The sequence below is a fragment of the Streptomyces sp. S063 genome, from assembly GCF_002832675.1.
Taxonomy (GTDB): Bacteria; Actinomycetota; Actinomycetes; order Streptomycetales; family Streptomycetaceae; genus Streptomyces; species Streptomyces sindenensis.
In genome coordinates, this window is sequence record NZ_CP021707.1 from 1,465,288 (window position 1) to 1,484,210 (window position 18,923).

Below are 18,923 nucleotides of genomic sequence, written 5' to 3' on the forward strand. Positions count from 1 at the left end.
CAGGCGCGCCGGGCGGCCGGTCAGAGCGCCGGGCGGGCCAGCAGCCAGGTGCCGTCGTCGGTGAGGGTACGGTCCAGCGCCAACCCGGCCGCCGCCAGATGTCCGGCAAGGTCCTCCTCCGACAGCTCCCGCGACAGGAAGGTCTGCGTCCACCGCGCGTCGTCGAAGTGATACTCCGCGCGCACCGAGCGCACCCCGTCGCCCACCGGATCCACGGAGACGATCCGGACCAGGCCCCCGGACGGGTCGGTCCGCTCCCACGGCAGCTCCGAGCGGTGCGCCACGCCCTCGCGCTGGACGAGGACGATCCCGTCGTCCCGCACATGGGCACGGCAGGCGCGCAGCATCCCGTCGCGCACCCGGTGCTCGCCCGCGTGGACCAGGAACGAGCCGAGCAGCACCACATCGAACCGCTCGTCGCCCAGGTCCAGCGACTCGATGGGGCTGCACACCGTGCGTGCCCCGACGATCTCCGCCAGCATCTCCGGCGACTCGTCCACCGCCGTCACCCGGAACCCGCGCCGCACCAGCGGGTGGGTGACCCGGCCCGCCCCGCAGCCCAGTTCGAGAATGCTCGCCCCCTCGGGGGCCACGCCCGCGATCACCTCCGGCTCCTCGCCGACGGCCAGCCGGCGGTACAGCTCGACCGCGCAGCCGTCCGGCGTGATGGCTCCGGGCCCCGTCCCCGCGTACCCCTCACGTACCAGTGATTCGCCCATGGCGAGGCAACGAGCCGCCCCCGGGCAGGGTTCCCCGCCGCTCCGTCCGCCGCTTTCCGTCCCGCCGCCCGGTGGTCCATGCTGGAGAGTGAGGTGATCGCCATGCGTACGGGCAGTGAACCCGTGACCGCCCGCAGTCCTCTCCGGATGCGGCTCTGGCTGAGCCTGTGGGGAACGGCCTGGGCCCTCTTCGGCCTGGTGGCCTTCTCGATGAACGGGCGGCCGGGCTGGGCGGCGGCCTGCGGGGTCGTACTGCTGCTCGCGGTGGTGGACCTCGGCGTGATCACGTACCGCATGCGCCAGGGTCCGCACTACCAGCCGGGCCGTGACGTCCCGCCGAACGAGCCGGATCACGGCGACGGCCGTCCGCGCGGGCCGGGACCCGGCACCGACGGCGGACGGCCGGGCGGAGGACGACCCGGCGCCCCCTAAGGCCCGGCATCCCCTAAGGCCTCGCACAGGGCGGATCGTAGGGCGGGAGGACGACGTACCGTTTCCACTCCTCCTTGCCCAGCGCGCCGGAACTCGCGGCGCAGATGCGGCGGATGGAGGACTCGACATCGAGGTCCCACAGTGTGGCCACGCCGTCATCGGTGGTGGCCGCCAGGGTGCGGCTGTCGGGGCTGAACGCCAGAACGGCGACGAATCCGGTGTCCACGGTCAGCGGCTGTCCGATGGGGGTGGGATCGTCCGGATCGGTGACGTTCCACAGGTGGATGGTGCCGTTGTCGGTGTGGCCGCCCGCCGCGAGCGTCTTTCCGTCCGGGCTGAACTCCACGGACCACAGGCTGCCGCCGGGGACGATCAACGGCTCGCCCCTGCGCTTCTTGAGGTGGTGGGGGTCGGTGGAGTCCCAGAGGGTGACGACGCCGCGGCTGTTCCCGGTGGCGAGCGTCCGGCCGTCCGGACTGAACGCCACCCAGGTGCTGGTGGCGGTCGGCTGCTCGATCTTCTTCCCGACGCGGGCGCCGGGCTGCTCGGTGCTCCACAGTCCGACGGTGCCGTTGCTTCCGTCGCCGCCGGCCGCCAGGACCGATCCGTCGGGACTGAAGTCCAGGGACAGAACGGACTCCCCGCCCGAGCCGAAAATGCCGGATGCGGAGACGGGGTGCGTGGGGTCGCTGACGTCCCACAGGGCGATCTTGCCGTTCTCGTGGTCCCCGGCAGCGGCCAGAGTGTTGCCGTCGGGGCTGAACGCGACGGCGAGGATGAGCCCGTCCGCGCCGGTGAGGGGTTCGGACAGCCGAACGGGGCGGCCGGGGTCGGCGGTGTTCCACAGGGTGACGTTGCCACCGCTGTCGCCCGCGGCCAGGGTGCGTCCGTCCGGGCTGAACGCCACCACGTTGACCGGCTTCTCGCGGCCCGCGAGCGGCTCGCCGCGCGGAACCGGGTTGTTCGGGTCGGCGGTGTTCCACAGGGAGACGGTCGCGTTCTGGTTGGCCGCGGCCAGGGTGCGTCCGTCCGGGCTGAACGCCACGGACGCCACATTCCCTCCCGCGCCGGGGATCCGGGTCGGCGGCAGACTCCACAGGTCGACGTTGCCGTCGGTGTTGCCGGCGGCGAGAGTCCGGCTGTCCGGGCTGAACACCACGTCGGTGACCGCGGAACCCGGGCCGGTCAGCGGCCGGCCCAGGAGGGTGATGGTCTTGGGATGGGTGACGTTCCACAGATGGATGCTGTGGTCGGCGCTGCCCGCCGCGAGGGTGCTCCCGTCGGGGCTGAACGCCACCGCCAGGAAGGGCTGGGCGGGGCCTTTCAACGGCTTGCCCAGGCGGGTCGGGCGGTCGGTGTCGGCCCCTTTCCACAGGTGGACCGAGCTGTCCCTCGCCCCGGCGGCCAAGGTCCGGCCGTCGGGACTGAACGCGAGAGCGTTCACGGGGCTCCCGGCCCTCACGGTACGTCCGCGGTCGGGGCGGGCCGGGTCGGTGAGGTCCCACAGGCCGATCGTGCCGGCTTTGTCGTCGCACGCCGCGGCCATGGTGTGTCCGGCGGGGCTGAAGGCGATCCGACGGGAGAAGACACCGGGACAGCGGAGGTTCACCGGCTTCCCCACGGGCCGGACGGCGTCGGGGCGGGTGACGTCCCACAGACTGACCAGGCCCGCACGCCATCCGGCCGCCAGCGTCCGGCCGTCGGGGCTGAACGCCAGCGACTCGACGGACGTCGCGGCGTCGAAGCCCCGGACGCCAGGGCTCTCCAACCGTCCGAGCAGGACAGGGTGGCTGGGGCTCCTCAGGCTCCACAGTTCGGTGAATCCTCCGGAACCGCCGTCGCCGTGGTTGCTGGTGTGGCCGCCGATGGCCAGCACCCGGCCGTCCGGGCTGAACGCGAGCGACAGGATCGACGTCACGGAACGGTCCACCGGCACGGGCCGGCCCAGTGCGACCGGGCGTCCGGGATCGGAGACGTCCCACAGCCGGACGAGGTTCTGGTGGAGGTTCCCGGCCGCCAGCATGTGCCCGTCGGGGCTGTAGGCCACGGTTCGCACCCAGTCCGGTGGGCCGGGGAGCCGGGTGGCCAAGGGCGTGTTCGCGGTCGTGATGAGCCGGGACGCCGCATCCGGCGTCGGGTCCATGCGGTAGGAGGTCAGCGCGAGTTGGGCGGACAGCGAGGGATCGGTCGGCGCCAGCTGTACGGACGCGGAGGTGACCGCGGCGTTGATCGCCCGGTCGCGTGCCGCCACGGCCTCGTCGGTGGCCTGCCTGGCCTCGGCCCCCTGCCGGAAGGCGAAGACGGCGGCCAGCGAGGCGACCACGGCCAGGGCGGTGATGGTGGCGACCGCCGCGCGCCGCACGTGCTGCCCACGCCGCTGGTGGCGGTGGGCGGCCGCCAGGAACGCCCGTCCGGAGCCCCTGAGTTCCGTACCGCGCGTCTCCGACCAGGCCAGGGCGGCCGCCAGCCGGTTTCCGCGATACAGCGCGGCGGCCTCCCGGCCGGACTGTTCCCAGGCCGCGGCCGCCTCCTCCACCTCCTGGCGTACGAGGTTCCCGTTGCGGTCGTGCTCGATCCAGCCCCGCAGCCGGGGCCAGGCACGGATGAGCACCTCATGGGTCATCACGACCGTGTCCTGGTCCCGCGTCAGCAACCGGCCCCGGGTGAAGTCGTCCAGGACTCTGGCGGCGGCCTCCGAGTCCGGTGCGTTACGGAGCAGTTCGTCGTTCCGGACGCGGCGGCGGCTGTCGTCGGCGTCCCGCCCGACGATGACGAGCCGCAGGAACACCCACCGCGCGGCCTCGTGACAGGGCGGCGGCAGAGTGTCGTAGAGCCGGTTCGCCGTGGTGGCGATGGCGCCCTGGATACCGCCGGTCACCCGGTAGCCGTCCACGGTGAGTGTGTGGCCGTGACGCTGCTGCCAGGTGGCGCGCAGCGCGTGCGCGAGCAGGGGCAGCCGGCCCGTGCTGCCCGTACCGGCCGGCCCGTCCACCGCGCCCAGGTCGGCCAGCAGTACCTCGACCAGGCCGTCCTCGACGTCGAGTCCGACATCGGCGGCGGGGCGCCGGATCGCGTCCTTGAGTTCGGCCTGCGTCATCGGCTCCAGCAGGACCGGTCCGGCCCGGAGCGCCGCCCGGAGCTGCGGATGAGCCGTACACGCGGCGTAGAAGTCCGCGCGTACCCCCAGCACCACGACCGCACCGCCCTCGGGCCGGGCGAGACGGTCGAGCACGTCGATGAGCCATTCCCGTTCGGTCGCGTCACCGCAGGCCGTGAAGACCTCCTCGAACTGGTCGACCACGACGACCAGGCCTGTGGAGCGGGTCCGGTCGGTGGACACCGTCTCCTCGGCTGCGGTGAGCTCGCGCAGCTCGGTCACGCACTGTGCGGGGTCGGTCCGCCACTTCGGCACGGTCCGCCGGGCGGTCTCGGCGTCGAGCCCGGCGGCGGCCGCCACGGCCAGGGCCGGGGAGGCCGTCGGGGTGAGCAGCAGCCGGGGCCAGGTGCTGGAACCCGCCACCGGAAGCCGGCCCTCGACGAGGGCCGGCAGCACCCCGGCCGCGAGCAGGGACGACTTGCCGGCCCCCGAAGGACCGATCAGCACCAGTGGACCGCCCTCCCGCATCCGGGCGTCCATCCGCTCGCACACGAGGTGGACCATGCGTTCGCGGCCGTGGAACCACTGCCGGTGCTCGGCGCCGAACGGGGCCAGGCCCGGATACGGGCACGGGACCCGGTCGGCGCCCGGGCCGGGAACGGTTCTGCGGCCTTCGTCGCCGTGGCGGACGTGGAGGTCCCGGCCCGCCTGGTAGACGCTGCCCCCGCCGGTCGCGCTCGCCTTCTGCTCCTTCGGCTGCCAGCGGGGCGGCCTGGCGGGGGGCGGCGGGGCGCCGGTGTTGTTCTCCGTCACGGCTGTCCGCCCCAGGTGGCGTTCAGGACCGACGATGTGACCGCGTCCCAGCCGTCCGTCGCCGGCAGGTCGATCGGGCAGGCCGCGGCCGTCGTCGCCGGCGCGGCGAGTTCCACGCTCGTGTCCATGTCCTCTTCTTCTCTCTCTGTTCCTCAGCGCGCGTCGGCCGTTCTCAACGCCCGTCGGCCGCGATCGCGGTCATGGTCAGGTGGGAGGCGATGAACACCCGGTCGCCGCCCACCGTCCACCGGAAGCCCACGTCGGGCTGGCTCGGGTCGCTGTACTTCCATCTGGCCCTGCCGGTGGCCGCGTCGATGGCCCACAACGTCTTGGCGCTGTCCGTGGCGAAGACGGTGTCGGCCGAGCACTGCGCGTGTCTGCCGCCCAGCCTGAGGGACGCCGTGAACAGGTTGGCGCCGCCCGTGTCGCTGGCGCCGTCGACTGTCGCGACCCACCGGGGTGTGCCATCGGCCGTGGCCAGGGCTACCAGGTCGCTGCCGACCGGTACGTAGACGGTCTGGCCGTCCGGGCCCGCGAACGGCGTTCCTATCCGGACCTGATCCCCGTTCTTCGCCTCGAAGAGCTGATGCCACTTCTCGGTTCCGGTGGCCGCGTCGACGACGGAGAGCGTGTCGCCCTTGCCGCCGGCGAAGAGGAAGTGCCCGTCCGCGTAGCCGGTCAGCGGCCAGCCGGTGGCGTAGTAGGACGAGGGGTACCGGAGGGGCGCCTTCCAGCCGCGGGCGCCCTTCCTGGCGGCGTCGATCATCTGGACCCGGCCGGGCTGCTTCGCCGGGATGGCCGAGGCGGCCAGCAGACGAGAACCGGAGGGCGGCACGAGTACGTTGTTGATGTCCGTGCCCTGGACCTGCCACAGCTTCTTCCCGTTGGTGGCGGCGAACGCGCGGATGTAGCCGGTGACCGGGTCGTGAACGGAGAATTTCCCGTCGTACTTGCGCACCACGCCGCATACGTAGACGGTGCCGCCCGAAGCCGCCAGGTACTGCCTGCCGTAGTTCGACACGATCTTGGGCCCGCCCGGATCGCTCGCGGCGAGGTTGACCGCCCACTTCACCTTCCCGTCGGCGGCGTCGAACGCCGCCAGCAGGCCGAACTGCCCCGGTGTGTCGCAGAGCAGGTAGAACACTCCGTCCGCGTAGGCCGTGGGGTACGTGCTCATGTTCGCGCCGAAGCTGTTCCTCGTGTTCAGCGCGTCGAACGCGCGGTCTCCGCTCGCGGCCTCCATGAACGACGTGGCCTTGTCCGTGACCACCATGACCACCTTGTCGGAGGCTTCCAGACAGGTGGGGGCGCGCTTCCCGGTCCGTGACCAGGCCTTGGCGGCGTCGGGCCCGGCCAGCAGGACCGGTTCCGGCCCGTCCGCCGATGACGGAGACGCGGAGGGGGCGGACGTGGTGCGCACGCCTGACGGATGGGTGGGCCGCGCGGTGGTCCCGAGTCCGCCCGCCCGGCCCTCGGGGGGCGGGGCAGAATCGCCGGAGAACGCGAGTGCCGCCGCCCCGCCGCCGAGCAGCGCCGCACCCCCGGCCAGCGAGATGATCAGGTTCCGGCGGCTGACACCTGTCCCGGGGGTGCGGACCGGCCGTGGCGGAACGGGGCCCTGGACGGCACGGGCGGAGCCGACCGCCGCGGCCTCCGCCGCCATGTCCGCGGTCACCGCCGGCGGCAGCCAACCGCCTTCCGGTGCGGGCAGCGCCTGATGCTCCAGGTAGTCGACGAGCTGCTCGGCCGTGGGGCGGTCCGACGGTTCCGGGTACAGGCAGCCGCCGATGACCTCGCGCAGCGACGCGGGCAGGGCATCCGTGTCCTGCTCACCTCCGGAAGCGGCGTACAGCACGGTCGATCCGAGGTCGAACATGTCGTCCGTGGGCGACGGCGGCGGACTCGCGGTGGCCCCCACCAGCCCCAGGGCGCCGATGCGGGGGCCGTCCATGGTCAGCAGCACCGCGTCCGGATCCACCCCACCGTGGACCGTTCCGGACCCGTGGAGTACGGCGAGCGCTCGGGCGAGGCCGTCGGCGAGCACGCGCAGAGCCGGTTCTCCCAGGGCCCCGTGCCGGTCCACCGCGCGCCGGAGCGGCAGCCCGGCGGTGAACCTGGTCGCCACCCAGGGAACCGGGGCGTCGGCGTCGGCATCCACCACGGGGACGAGGAAGGTTCCGGACCGTCTCCGTGCCGCCTCGACGGCGGCTCGTAACCGGTCCCGGAATTCCGGGTTCGCGGCCGGTTCGGGCCCCGCCACCGTGACCGTGACCAGCAGTCCCTCGTCCGTGCGGGCCGCGAAGATCTCGCCTCCGTCGACCGCGCGCCCGCTTCCGAGCAGCGTGTACGGTCCGATCCGACGATTTTGCTCGGCTCCGGGAACCTCCATCGTCAGCCCCTCACGCCAGGTTGATCGTCTGATCACGGGCCGCCTGGTAGGCGCTGCCGCCGCCGGACACATGGGCCGTCATGGTCGCGGGCGGGCCGGGTTCCTCGGCCGGCGCCGCGCCCGGCCCGGGGCCGGTGGCGGCACCGGTCAGGAGAGCCGCCAGCTGGTCGCCCAACTGCTCCAGTCCGTCCGGCAGATGGGTCTCCGGGACCCGGAGGCACTGCAGGCGTCCCAGCTCCGCGATCTCGACCGGCAGTTCCGAGGGGCCGGGCAGCATGGTCGCGTCCCCCAGGAGCACCGGGACCACACGGTTTCCCGCCCGCAGAGCCGTCGCGATCTCCAGACGGACCCAGTCATGATCCCGGTCCAGCAGCCGCACACCGTCCTCGTTCCGGGCGTCGAGCCACTCCGGCCCGATCAGTACGCACATGAGCTTGCATTCGGCAGCCTGGTTCACCAGCACCTCGGCGAAATCGGCACCGGGCGGAATCGACTCGCTCGACTTGAAGATCTCCTCGGCCCCCAGGCGGTCGGACAGCGCGCGATAGACGCGCTCCCGCATCCACCGGGAATCCCGTTTACGAAAGCTGAGGAATACGCGCGGCACAATGTCCCTCTCTTCAGCAGGAGTTGACTGCGGTAATCGTGCTCACCCTAGGGGCGGGGCAATCCCCGGGCAGCTATTCACCGAGGATTGAATAGCTGCCGTACGTCTCCGTACGCTGGCGGGTATGGATGCGGCGGAGCGCACAGCGTGGACGGCCTCGACGGGGGAATCCGGCGGCACGCTTCTGCCGCCGGGCGACTTCGGCGTCGTCCTCGCCACGCTTCGGGCACGTCGCGGCTGGAGTGTGCGTGAGGTCGCCCGGCGGGCGAACGTGTCCGAGGGGCAGATCTGCAATCTGGAGAGCGGGCTGCGCAACCCTTCGCCCGCCGTGGCGGCGGCCTGCGACGCGGCCTTCGGCGCCGACGGGGAGCTGGCCGAGCTGGCCGGGTCCGGCCGCCGCGACACCCGGGACGGCGGCATCGTCGACTCCGGCCCGGTGATCTCCGGGTACGAGCGGGTTCTGGGAGAGCTGAAGGGCATCGGCAGATCGACCGGGCCGAGGTTCGTCACCGCTTCGATCAAATCGATCATCCGCATCCTGACGGACACCGGTCAGCACGCCGTCGGTGAGCAGCGTGCCGAGATCTGGTTGCTGGCGTCGAGGTTCGCCGAGTACACGGGGTGGATGGCGCAGGAGGCGGGAAATTCCGCGGAGGCCTTGCGCTGGACGAGTCTCGCGGTCCGCTGGGGTGCGTACGGCGGGGACGAGACGGTGGCCGCGTATGCCCTGACCCGCAAGGCGTTCATCGCCCAGCACCGCGGCGACTCCGGTGCGGCGATCGGGTTCGCGGAGCAGGCGGCCCGGCACCCGGCGGCCGACCCGGTGATCCGCGCCCACGCCGCACGGCGCGCGGCTCTGGGCCATGCGCACCGTGGTGACGCCGGGGCCTGCCGGGACGCGTTGGAGCGGTTCCGGAGCCACGCCGCCGAGAACACCGACGGCCGTCCGCCGCACTGGGGCCCGCGCATCGGTGAAGGCAGTTCCCACCTTCTCGAAGCATCCTGCCTGCTCGGCCTGCGCCGCTTCGGCCCGGCCGCCGATCTTTTCGCGTCCGCGTGCGGACCGGCCGTTCTGTCGGACAGCAACTCAAGGGCCCGCTTCGCGGTGCGGCAGGCGACAGCCCTGGCCGGCATCGACCGCCTCGACGACGCGTGCCGGATCGTCGACGCCACCCTGCCCGCGATCAGACGCATCGACTCCGCCACGCTCCGCGCCGAGCTGGCCCGTTTCGTGGCGGAGGCCCGGCCCCGCAGGGCCGGGCCCGGTCAGCTCGCCCTGATCGACACATCGGCCGCCCTCGCGACCGGCTGACCGCACGGAGTCCGCGCGGGCTGCTCACGAGGCATTCGGGCCGTCGCCCCGTCAGGAATGCGGACCGTCGCCCCGTCGGTCCCGCTCGTCGAACCTCGCCGCCCGCAGGTACTCCGGCTTCGGGTCCAGCGCCGCCGCCAGGCGGAAGTGCCGGGTCGCCCGCTCCGGGTTGCCGGACCGTTCGAAGGTGCGGGCCAGGGCGAAGTGGGCGAACGCGTTGTCTGGCTCGCGCTCCAGCACCAGCTCGAATTCCAGCTCGGCGGGGCGCAGTTGGGCGGCGGCGAAGAAGGCGCGGGCCCGTAGCAGCCGGGCGGCGGTGTTCTCCGGGTGGGCGGCGATCACCGAGTCGAGGAGCTTGACGGCGCCCCGGGGGTCCCGGGCGTCGAGCAGTTGCTCGGCCGCACGGAAGTCGATGACGTCGGTCTCCGGGTTCCTCTCGGGCACGGTCGCGTCCCTTCCTCTCCTCGCGATCCTCTCGCGCGGGTCCTTCGTCGCTTCCTCGCGCGTGTCCAACGTCCGCCGCGGCTGCGCTGTGCCGCCGGAGCGCTTGCGCCGACCGCGCTCAGCGGGCGGCGGCCCTGCGGACCAGTTCGTCCCAGACCTCGCGGACCCGGGTCTCCAACGCCTCCCGCGGCCCGTCGTTGTCCACGATCAGGTCGGCGACGGCCCGGCGCTCCTCGCGGGTGGCCTGGGCGGCCATCCTGGCACGGGCGTCGGCCTCCGTCATCCCGCGCAGCGCCACCAGCCGGTCGAGCTGGGTCTCGGCGGAGGCGTCGACGACGACGACCAGGTCGTAGAAGGGGGCGAGCCCGTTCTCGGTGAGGAGGGGGACGTCGTGGACGACGACGGCGTCCTCGGGGGCCGCCCGTTCCAGTTCGGCCGCGCGGGCGCCCACCAGGGGATGGACGATCGCGTTGAGGGCGGCCCGCCGCTCGTCGTCGGCGAAGACGAGCGCACCGAGCGCCGGGCGGTCCAGGGTGCCTTCGGCGGTCAGGACGCCCGGCCCGAACTCCTCGACGACGGCCGCGAGTCCGGGCGTGCCGGGCTCGACGACCTCGCGGGAGATCAGGTCGGAGTCGATGAGGACGGCCCCGTACGAGACGAGCAGCCGCGACACTTCGCTCTTGCCGGCGCCGATGCCGCCGGTCAGGCCCACTTTCAGCATGGGCCGCAGCCTACGGGCCGGTCCCGGACGGTCAGCCCTCGCCCTCCCGCTCGGCGAGGAACCGCTCGAACTCCCGGCCGATCTCGTCGGCGGACGGCAGGTCGACCGGCTCGGCGACGAGGTTGCCGCGCGTCTCGGAGCCGGCGACGGCGTCGTACTGGTGCTCAAGGCCCTCGACGAGGGAGACGAGCTCCTCGTCGCCCTGGCCGATCTGCCGGTCGATCTCCGTCTGAGTGCGGTGCGCCTCGGTGCGCAGGGAGTGCGCGAGGGCGGGCAGCACCAGACCGGTCGCGGCGGTGATCGCCTCCAGGGCGGTGAGCGCCGCGTCCGGGTAGGCGGAGCGGGCCACGTAGTGCGGGACGTGGGCGGCGACCCCGAGGACGTCGTGGCCGGCCTCCATCAGCCGGTACTCCACGAGGGCCTCGGCGGATCCGGGCACCTGGGCCTCGTCGAAGGGGCTGCGGTGGCCGGGCATCAGGTCGGTGCGGTTGCCGTGCGGGGTGATGCCGACGGGGCGGGTGTGCGGGACGCCCATGGGGATGCCGTGGAAGTTCACCGCGAGCCGCACGCCGAGGCGCTCGACGATCTGCTCGACGGCGGCGGCGAACCGCTCCCACTCCACGTCCGGCTCCGGGCCCGACAGCAGCAGGAAGGGCGCTCCGGTGGCGTCCTGGACGACCCGGACCTCCAGGGCGGGGGCCTCGAAGGACGCCCAGCGGTCGCGCCGGAAGGTGAGCAGGGGGCGCCGCGCGCGGTAGTCGACGAGCCGGTCGTGGTCGAAGCGGGCGACGACCTGGTGCGGCAGCGTCTCCAGCAGGCCGTCGACGATCTGCTCGCCGGTCTCACCCGCGTCGATGTAGCCGTCGAAGTGGTAGAGCATGACCAGGCCGGCCGACTCCTGCGCCAACGCCATGTCGACGACGGCCAGGCCCTTCGGCTCCCATTCGTACAAACTCTGCGGATCAGGCACGGTTACCGCTCCTCCTCGTGTTCCTAGTCAAGAACACGACCGGAGTCACGAGCATTCCCCGCGTCCTGGTCCTTCCCCGGCGGGGAGGGTCACGGCGCGTCAGTTGCCGGTGGTGCGAAGCCGCTTCACCGCTTCCGGCACCGCCCCCACCGATCCTGGTCCAGACCTTGACGCGCCTCGCCGCCCTCCCTACCGTCACTGGGCAACACGTTCAGAGACGCATCCCTCATTCAGGTACGGGAACATCTGGATCTTTCCGACGGGAAGGCACCCCCCATGCGCACCCGCTCCCCCCTCACCGTCCCGCTCGCCGCCGCTCTGGTCGGTGGCCTCACCCTGGCCGGCGCCGGGCCCGCGAACGCCGCGGTCATCGAGGTGAGCACCGCGGCCCAGCTCAAGTCGGCGCTCACCACCGTCTCCCCCGGCGACACGATCCGGCTCGCCGACGGCACGTACGCCGGCAACTTCAAGGCCACCCGGCCCGGCACCTCCGGCGCGCGGATCACGCTCACCGGCTCCAGCAGGGCGGTCCTGACCGCGGGCGGCGGCTACGGGCTGCACCTGAACGGCGCCTCGTACTGGACGGTCCACGGGGTCACGATCAAGGGCGGGCAGAAGGGCATCATGGCCGACACGGCGAACGGGGTCGTGATCGACTCGGTGACCGTGCACGACCTCGACATGGAAGGCGTCCACTTCCGCAAGTCCAGCCGGGACGGGGTCCTGAAGAACTCCCGGATCTACGACACCGGGCAGAACGGGCGCGGCATGGGCGAGGGCGTGTACGTCGGTTCGGCCGGCGATCTCTCCGACCGGAGCGACAACGCGCAGATCCTGAACAACACCATCGGGCCGGACGTCGGCGGCGAGTCCATCGACATCAAGGAAGGCACGACCGGCGCCCGGATCATCGGCAACACCTTCGACGGCCACGGCCTGACCGGCGCCAACTACGACGACTCCTGGGTCGATGTGAAGGGCAACAACGTGCTGGTCGAGGGCAACAAGGGGTCGCGCACCACCAACAACGGCTACGAGACCCATACGCAGCGGAGCGGCTGGGGCTGCGGCACCGTCTTCCGGAACAACTCCTCGAACCTGACCGGGGCCACCGGCGACAGACAGCTCGCCATCAACGTGACCAACCACAGCTCCAGTTGCCCCACCACCGTCCACGCGAGCAACACCGTCACCGGCGGCAAGGGGCTGACCAACATCGCCGTCACGCCGTAGCCCCAGCCGCCCGCACACGCGAGTGAGGCCCGCCCCCCGAAGGGGACGGGCCTCACTCACCGCTCTCTACAGCTACCGCAGCCGATGAGCCGCCGGGGTCAGAGCGTCAGCTCTGGCCGCCCGCGAGCTTCTCGCGCAGCGCGGCGAGGGCCTCGTCCGACGCCAGGGCGCCGGAGTTGTCCGCCGACTCCGAGGAGTACGAACCGCCGCCACCGCTGCCGCCGGAGGCGGCCGGAGCAGCGCCGGCCGGGGCGGCAGCGCCCTCGGCCGCAGCGGCCTCGTCGGCCTCGCGGGACTTGATGACCTGGGCCTGGTGCTGCTCGAAGCGCTGCTGCGCCTCGGCGTACTGGGTCTCCCAGACCTCGCGCTGCGCCTCGAAGCCCTCGAGCCAGTCGTTGGTCTCGGGGTCGAAGCCCTCGGGGTAGATGTAGTTGCCCTGGTCGTCGTACGACGCGGCCATGCCGTACAGCGTCGGGTCGAACTCGACCGAGGCCGGGTCGCCACCGAAGGACTCGTTGGCCTGCTTCAGCGAGAGGCTGATGCGACGACGCTCGAGGTCGATGTCGATGACCTTGACGAAGATCTCGTCGTTGACCTGGACGACCTGCTCCGGGATCTCCACGTGGCGCTCGGCCAGCTCGGAGATGTGGACCAGACCCTCGATGCCCTCGTCGACGCGGACGAACGCACCGAACGGAACGAGCTTGGTGACCTTACCCGGGACGACCTGACCGATCTGGTGCGTACGGGCGAACTGCTGCCACGGGTCTTCCTGCGTCGCCTTGAGCGACAGGGAGACGCGCTCGCGGTCCATGTCGACGTCGAGGACCTCGACGGTGACTTCCTGGCCGACCTCGACAACCTCGGAGGGGTGGTCGATGTGCTTCCAGGACAGCTCGGAGACGTGCACGAGACCGTCGACGCCACCCAGGTCCACGAAGGCACCGAAGTTGACGATCGAGGAGACGACGCCGGAGCGGACCTGACCCTTCTGCAGGGTGGTGAGGAACGTCTGGCGAACCTCGGACTGGGTCTGCTCGAGCCAGGCACGGCGGGACAGGACCACGTTGTTGCGGTTCTTGTCCAGCTCGATGATCTTCGCCTCGAGCTCCTTGCCCACGTAGGGCTGGAGGTCGCGGACACGACGCATCTCGACGAGCGACGCCGGGAGGAAGCCGCGGAGGCCGATGTCGAGGATGAGACCACCCTTGACGACCTCGATGACGGTACCGGTGACGATGCCGTCCTCTTCCTTGATCTTCTCGATGGTGCCCCAGGCACGCTCGTACTGAGCGCGCTTCTTCGAGAGGATCAGGCGGCCTTCCTTGTCCTCCTTCTGAAGGACCAGGGCCTCGATCTCGTCGCCGACCTTGACGACCTCGTTGGGGTCGACGTCGTGCTTGATCGAGAGCTCGCGGCTCGGGATGACACCTTCGGTCTTGTAACCGATGTCGAGGAGAACCTCGTCCCGGTCAACCTTGACGATGACACCGTCAACGATGTCGCCGTCGTTGAAGTACTTGATCGTCTCGTCGATCGCCGCGAGGAACGCGTCCGCGTCGCCGATGTCGTTGACCGCAACCTGCGGAGTGGTGGCGGTGGTCTCGGTGCTGCTCGTCATGTGGGAAAGGGCTCCGGTACGGACAGAGAGTCGTAGGTACTGCTACGCCGAAAGCCCGTATCGCCTCTGCAGAAGCCGGACAGCCTGGAAAGCGCGCAATCCGTTTCCGGAGAGACGCCTCGACAACCGAGGGGACATGCAACAGACGCGAGCGCGGCCTGCTAGGTCTGAGGCGCGCAGGCTCGCAGCGCAACTTGTAGCATACGGGGGCAGCCGGACAGGGTCAATGCGCGAAGGCGCACACCCGGGGCACATCGCCCCATTCCCGGCGCAACTCATGTTCTCCGAGGCCACATCGGCCCGAGAACACCACGGCACGGCGCCACGGAGATGCGTCCGCACGTCCCGGGGGGTACGCCCCCTGGTACGGACCGCACGCGGCGGGTGAAGGCAAACTACAACGACGGGCACGATGAGCCAAGAGATCCACGGGACCTACTCCTCCGAACCCGGAGAACCCGCAGAGTCTCCGGAGCCGGAGGCCACGCGCCGTGCGGCGGACGAGGCCGAGAGCAGCCGGGCCAGCCGGGGCTGGTGGGACCGCAATGCCGACGAGTACCAGAGCGACCACGGCGGCTTCCTGGGCGACGACCGCTTCGTCTGGGGCCCGGAAGGGCTCGACGAGGCCGAGGCGGGTCTCCTGGGGCCCGCGGCCTCCCTCAAGGGCCTCGACATCCTGGAGGTCGGGGCCGGGGCCGCCCAGTGCTCGCGCTGGCTCGCCGCCCAGGGCGCCCGCCCGGTGGCGCTGGACCTCTCCCACCGCCAGCTCCAGCACGCCCTGCGCATCGGCGAGGGCCTGCCCCTGGTGGAGGCGGACGCGGGCCGGCTGCCGTTCCGGGACGGCTCCTTCGACCTGGCCTGCTCGGCGTACGGGGCGGTGCCGTTCGTCGCCGACCCCGTGCGGGTCTTCCGCGAGGTCCACCGGGTACTGCGGCCCGGCGGGCGCTGGGTGTTCTCCGTGACGCACCCGATCCGCTGGGCGTTCCCGGACGAGCCCGGGCCCGAAGGGCTCTCCGTCGCCGCCTCCTACTTCGACCGCGTCCCCTACGTCGAGCAGGACGAGGCCGGTGACGCCGTCTATGTGGAACACCACCGCACGCTCGGTGACCGGGTCCGTGACGTGGTGGCGGGCGGCTTCCGGCTGGTCGACCTGATCGAACCGGAATGGCCCGCCTGGAACCACCGGGAGTGGGGCGGCTGGTCCCCGCTGCGGGGCAACCTGATCCCGGGAACGGCGATCTTCGTGTGCGAGCGGGACTGACGTCTCTCCGAGGGACGACCGCGTACGACACTGGGACCGTGATCCGCACCGAAGCCCTGGACCGCCTGCCCGTCCGCACCGCCGTGCCCGCCCTCCGGCACGCGCTCGACGACCGGGGCGTCGCCGTGCTGTGCGCCCCGCCCGGAACCGGCAAGACCACGCTTGTCCCGCTGGCCCTGGCCGGGCTGACCGGGGAGGGCCCGGTGCGCCGGGTCCTGGTCGCCGAGCCGCGCCGGATCGCCGCGCGGGCAGCCGCGCGGCGGATGGCCTGGCTGCTGGGCGAGCGGCCGGGCGAACGGGTCGGCTTCACGGTGCGCGGTGAGCGCGTGGTGGGGCGGGGGACGGTGGTGGAGGTCGTGACCACCGGGGTGCTGCTCCAGCGGCTCCAGCGCGACCAGGAGCTGTCCGGGGTCGATGCGGTGATCATCGACGAGTGCCACGAGCGGCACCTGGACGCGGACACGGTGGCGGCCTTCCTCCTGGACGTGCGGGAGACGATCCGGCCCGATCTGCGGCTGGTGGCGGCGTCCGCGACGACGGACGCGGAGGGCTGGGCGCGGCTGCTGGGCGACGCCCCGGTGATCGAGGCCGAGGGCGTCTCGTACCCGGTGGAGGTCCTCTGGGCGCCGCCCCCGCGGCCGGTGAAGCCTCCGCACGGGGGTGGGGCCTCCCCTGGTCGAGCGCAGCCGAGAGCTTGGGGAAGGGTCGATCCGGCGCTGCTGACGCATGTGGCGGCGACCGTGCGGCGGGCGCTGGCGGAGCGGGAGGGGGACGTGCTCTGTTTCCTGCCCGGCGTCGGCGAGATCGGCCGGGTGGCGGGGCAGCTCGCCGGGGTGGACGCGGAGGTGCTCCAGGTGCACGGGCGGGCTCCGGCCGCCGTGCAGGACGCGGCGCTGGCCGGGTCGTCCGGCGTACGGCGGGTGGTGCTGGCGACCTCGGTGGCGGAGTCGTCGCTCACGGTGCCCGGCGTCCGGGTCGTCGTCGACTCGGGGCTCGCCCGGGAGCCCCGTACCGACCATGCCCGGGGCTGAGCGCGCTGACGACCGTACGCGCCTCCCAGGCGGCCGGGCGGCAGCGCGCCGGGCGGGCGGGCCGGGAGGCCCCGGGGACGGTGTACCGGTGCTGGGACCAGGCCGAGGACGGGGGGCTCGCGCGCTTCCCGGCCCCGGAGATCAAGGTGGCCGACCTCGCGGCGTTCGCGCTCCAGGCGGCGTGCTGGGGCGATCCGGACGCCTCCTCGCTCGCCCTGCTGGACCCGCCGCCGGCCGGGGCGATGGGCGCGGCCCGGGAGGTGCTGGGCGCGATCGGCGCGGTGGACGGCGGCGGCCGGGTCACCGGGCGCGGCGTACGGATGTCCCGGCTCGGGCTGCACCCGCGGCTGGCGCGGGCGCTGCTGGACGGAGCCCGGGAGGCCGGGGCGCGGCGGGCCGCGGAGGTGGTGGCGCTGCTGAGCGAGGAGCCGCCGAGGGAGTACGGGGACGATCTGGCGGCGGCGCTGCGGACGGCCCGCCGGGGCCAGGACGGGTACGCGGGACGGTGGAAGCAGGAGGTGCGGCGGCTGTCGGGCCAGGTGGAGGGGGCGGGCTCCGGCTCCGGCTCCGGCTCCGGCGAGGGGCGCTCCGACGACGCCGTCATCGGGCTCGTCGCCGCTCTGGCGTTCCCCGAGCGGGTGGCGCGGGCCCGGGGCGACGGGGCGTTCCTGATGGCGTCGGGCACGGGCGCGGAGCTGCGGGAGGGGTCGCCGCTGCGCCGCTCGCCCTGGCTGGCCGTGGCGGTCGCGGACCGGCCCGCCCACGCGGCGTCGGCCCGGGTGCGGCTGGCGGCGGTGCTCGACGAGGACACCGCGCTGGCGGCCGCCGGGCATCTGCGGGTGCGGGGCGAGGAGGTCCGCTGGGTGGACGGCGAGGTGGTGGCCCGGTCGGTGGACCGGCTGGGGCGGTGGAACTGGCGGTACGGCCGTTGAAGCAGCCCGATCCGGAGCTGGTGCGCGGGGCCCTGGTGGAGGGGTTGCGGCTCGAGGGGCTCGGGCTGCTGCGCTGGAGCCGGGAGACCGAGCAGCTGCGGTCGCGCCTGGCGTTCCTGCACCGGGTGCTGGGGGCGCCGTGGCCGGATGTGTCGGACGGGGCGTTGCTGGCGGCCCCGGACGCGTGGCTGGAGCCCGAGCTGTCGCGGGCCCGCCGGCGCTCCGATCTGGGCCGGATCGACGCGGGCCAGGCGTTGCGGCGGCTGCTGCCGTGGGCGACGGGTGAGGCGGCCCGGCTGGATGAGCTGGCGCCGGAGCGGATCGAGGTGCCGAGCGGGTCCCGGATCCGGGTGGAGTACGACGGCGAGCAGCCCGTACTGGCGGTGAAGCTCCAGGAGTTGTTCGGGCTGGCCGAGACGCCCCGGGTGGCCGGGGTGCCGGTCCTGGTGCATCTGCTCTCCCCCGCCGGGCGCCCCGCGGCCGTCACCGCCGACCTGGCGTCGTTCTGGCGGGAGGGCTACCGGGCGGTGCGGGCGGAGCTGCGCGGCCGCTACCCGAAGCATCCATGGCCGGAGGACCCCGCGACCGTACCGGCGACGCGGTACACCACGGCGCGGCTCAAGCGTTCGTAGCGCTCCGCGGCCGCCGCGAGCGGACCTCCAGCCACAGGGCCGGCGCGGCCAGTCCGGTGCCGAGGCCCAGGAAGCCCCAGGGCAGGTACGAGGTGAGGAGGAGGACCAGGACGCGCTGGGACTTCACCAGGTCGACGGTGTCGGCGACGTAGTCCTCACGCATCTTCACATGGCCGGAGAACGCGGTGCCGGTGTCCTCGGACATGCCCATCTTCTCGGCGTCGCGCAGCTCTTCGCGGTGGATCCCTCGCCGTTGACGGTACCAGCGGGTCATACCGGTCCGCGCGATCTGTTCGGCGGTGATGCCCTCGATGGGCATCCTCTTCGGCATGGCGACCTCGCTCCACGGGATGGTCTGCTCGAAGTGGTAGACCTCCAGGCCCCGGAAGGCGCGGGTGCCCCTGTAGTGGATGGGGGCGGTGGTGCGGGTCTGGGCGTCGACGTACTCGTAGTCCCGTTTCTCGGTCAGGAAGGGCCACTTGAACTCGATGCCCTGGACGACTTCCTGGTACTGGCTAGGCGGGACCTTGGCCAGACGGGGGAAGGCGCACCAGCGCAGCAGCGGTGACAGGGCGGCGAAGAACACGGCGAAGGCCAGGAGGACGAGACCGGCTCGGCGGCGCATGGTGCACGAGCGCGAGGGCGGCGGCCCGTCCGATGGCGGCGGCGACGAGGGCACGCATGCTCGGCCTCCCGGGCGGTGGTCCGG

At 72.7% G+C, this 18,923-nt stretch carries 14 protein-coding genes and 1 pseudogene; 5 read left to right on the forward strand and 10 right to left on the reverse strand.

Annotation, left to right across the window (positions count from 1 at the left end; genetic code table 11):
- Positions 1 to 20 precede the first annotated feature (20 nt).
- Positions 21 to 719, reverse strand: a complete 699-nt coding sequence (locus tag CCZ36_RS06580) for a class I SAM-dependent methyltransferase (RefSeq protein ID WP_069740319.1) — start codon at positions 717 to 719, stop codon at positions 21 to 23.
- Positions 720 to 797: 78 nt separating this feature from the next.
- On the opposite strand from CCZ36_RS06580, the gene CCZ36_RS06585 reads away from it, so the two are divergent.
- Positions 798 to 1,151 (forward strand): DUF6343 family protein, encoded by a 354-nt coding sequence (locus CCZ36_RS06585; RefSeq protein WP_079149760.1) that lies wholly within the window; start codon positions 798 to 800, stop codon positions 1,149 to 1,151.
- 13 nt (positions 1,152 to 1,164) lie between these two features.
- Here CCZ36_RS06585 and CCZ36_RS06590 read toward each other — a convergent pair whose 3' ends face one another.
- Genes CCZ36_RS06590 through CCZ36_RS06600 form a run of 4 tightly spaced genes read right to left on the reverse strand, consistent with a single transcriptional unit; the run spans position 1,165 to position 8,057 of the window.
- Positions 1,165 to 5,061 (reverse strand): WD40 repeat domain-containing protein, encoded by a 3,897-nt coding sequence (locus CCZ36_RS06590; protein ID WP_128817195.1) that lies wholly within the window; start codon positions 5,059 to 5,061, stop codon positions 1,165 to 1,167.
- Positions 5,058 to 5,189, reverse strand: a complete 132-nt coding sequence (locus CCZ36_RS36395) for a hypothetical protein (protein WP_256095860.1) — start codon at positions 5,187 to 5,189, stop codon at positions 5,058 to 5,060. Before CCZ36_RS36395 ends, CCZ36_RS06590 begins: the two co-directional genes overlap by 4 nt.
- 44 nt (positions 5,190 to 5,233) lie before the next feature.
- Complete coding sequence (locus CCZ36_RS06595; RefSeq protein ID WP_237302600.1) at positions 5,234 to 7,486, reverse strand: outer membrane protein assembly factor BamB family protein; 2,253 nt, start codon at positions 7,484 to 7,486, stop codon at positions 5,234 to 5,236.
- Complete coding sequence (locus tag CCZ36_RS06600) at positions 7,461 to 8,057, reverse strand: toll/interleukin-1 receptor domain-containing protein (RefSeq protein ID WP_128817196.1); 597 nt, start codon at positions 8,055 to 8,057, stop codon at positions 7,461 to 7,463. The genes CCZ36_RS06595 and CCZ36_RS06600 overlap by 26 nt, the downstream gene beginning before the upstream one ends.
- A 124-nt stretch (positions 8,058 to 8,181) precedes the next feature.
- On the opposite strand from CCZ36_RS06600, the gene CCZ36_RS06605 reads away from it, so the two are divergent.
- Positions 8,182 to 9,369: a helix-turn-helix domain-containing protein gene (locus CCZ36_RS06605; protein WP_128817197.1), complete on the forward strand. Its 1,188-nt coding sequence runs from the start codon at positions 8,182 to 8,184 to the stop codon at positions 9,367 to 9,369.
- 51 nt (positions 9,370 to 9,420) lie between these two features.
- On the opposite strand, the gene CCZ36_RS06610 is transcribed toward CCZ36_RS06605, so the two are convergent.
- The 3 genes from CCZ36_RS06610 to CCZ36_RS06620 form a co-directional block, all read right to left on the reverse strand.
- Positions 9,421 to 9,813 (reverse strand): tetratricopeptide repeat protein, encoded by a 393-nt coding sequence (locus CCZ36_RS06610; protein ID WP_069740324.1) that lies wholly within the window; start codon positions 9,811 to 9,813, stop codon positions 9,421 to 9,423.
- 118 nt (positions 9,814 to 9,931) lie between these two features.
- Positions 9,932 to 10,534, reverse strand: coding sequence for a dephospho-CoA kinase (gene coaE, locus CCZ36_RS06615; protein WP_069740325.1), 603 nt, complete (start codon positions 10,532 to 10,534; stop codon positions 9,932 to 9,934).
- A 31-nt stretch (positions 10,535 to 10,565) separates the two neighbouring features.
- Positions 10,566 to 11,504, reverse strand: coding sequence for a PAC2 family protein (locus CCZ36_RS06620; RefSeq protein ID WP_079134204.1), 939 nt, complete (start codon positions 11,502 to 11,504; stop codon positions 10,566 to 10,568).
- Between the two features lie 276 nt (positions 11,505 to 11,780).
- Between CCZ36_RS06620 and CCZ36_RS06625 the strand changes: the two genes are divergently transcribed.
- Positions 11,781 to 12,737, forward strand: a complete 957-nt coding sequence (locus CCZ36_RS06625; protein WP_128817198.1) for a right-handed parallel beta-helix repeat-containing protein — start codon at positions 11,781 to 11,783, stop codon at positions 12,735 to 12,737.
- 106 nt (positions 12,738 to 12,843) lie between these two features.
- Here CCZ36_RS06625 and rpsA read toward each other — a convergent pair whose 3' ends face one another.
- Positions 12,844 to 14,358 (reverse strand): 30S ribosomal protein S1, encoded by a 1,515-nt coding sequence (gene rpsA, locus CCZ36_RS06630; RefSeq protein ID WP_006123726.1) that lies wholly within the window; start codon positions 14,356 to 14,358, stop codon positions 12,844 to 12,846.
- Between the two features lie 412 nt (positions 14,359 to 14,770).
- On the opposite strand from rpsA, the gene CCZ36_RS06635 reads away from it, so the two are divergent.
- Together CCZ36_RS06635 and hrpB are read left to right on the forward strand one after the other, a co-directional pair.
- Positions 14,771 to 15,619, forward strand: coding sequence for a class I SAM-dependent methyltransferase (locus tag CCZ36_RS06635; RefSeq protein ID WP_069740327.1), 849 nt, complete (start codon positions 14,771 to 14,773; stop codon positions 15,617 to 15,619).
- A 38-nt stretch (positions 15,620 to 15,657) separates the two neighbouring features.
- A pseudogene (hrpB, locus tag CCZ36_RS06640) lies at positions 15,658 to 18,214 on the forward strand (ATP-dependent helicase HrpB).
- On the opposite strand, the gene CCZ36_RS06645 reads toward hrpB, so the two are convergent.
- Positions 18,201 to 18,839, reverse strand: a complete 639-nt coding sequence (locus tag CCZ36_RS06645) for a porin PorA family protein (RefSeq protein WP_128817199.1) — start codon at positions 18,837 to 18,839, stop codon at positions 18,201 to 18,203. The pseudogene hrpB and the gene CCZ36_RS06645 overlap by 14 nt on opposite strands.
- Between the last annotated feature and the right edge of the window lie 84 nt (positions 18,840 to 18,923).

Bases quoted from the DNA above. Each gene is read 5' to 3' on its own strand.
- CCZ36_RS06580 (WP_069740319.1), bottom strand. From the start codon at position 719: ATGGGCGAATCACTGGTACGTGAGGGGTACGCGGGGACGGGGCCCGGA.
- CCZ36_RS06585 (WP_079149760.1), top strand. From the start codon at position 798: ATGCTGGAGAGTGAGGTGATCGCCATGCGTACGGGCAGTGAACCCGTG.
- CCZ36_RS36395 (WP_256095860.1), bottom strand. From the start codon at position 5,189: ATGGACACGAGCGTGGAACTCGCCGCGCCGGCGACGACGGCCGCGGCC.
- CCZ36_RS06605 (WP_128817197.1), top strand. From the start codon at position 8,182: ATGGATGCGGCGGAGCGCACAGCGTGGACGGCCTCGACGGGGGAATCC.
- coaE (WP_069740325.1), bottom strand. From the start codon at position 10,534: ATGCTGAAAGTGGGCCTGACCGGCGGCATCGGCGCCGGCAAGAGCGAA.
- CCZ36_RS06625 (WP_128817198.1), top strand. From the start codon at position 11,781: ATGCGCACCCGCTCCCCCCTCACCGTCCCGCTCGCCGCCGCTCTGGTC.
- rpsA (WP_006123726.1), bottom strand. From the start codon at position 14,358: ATGACGAGCAGCACCGAGACCACCGCCACCACTCCGCAGGTTGCGGTC.
- CCZ36_RS06635 (WP_069740327.1), top strand. From the start codon at position 14,771: ATGAGCCAAGAGATCCACGGGACCTACTCCTCCGAACCCGGAGAACCC.
- CCZ36_RS06645 (WP_128817199.1), bottom strand. From the start codon at position 18,839: ATGCGCCGCCGAGCCGGTCTCGTCCTCCTGGCCTTCGCCGTGTTCTTC.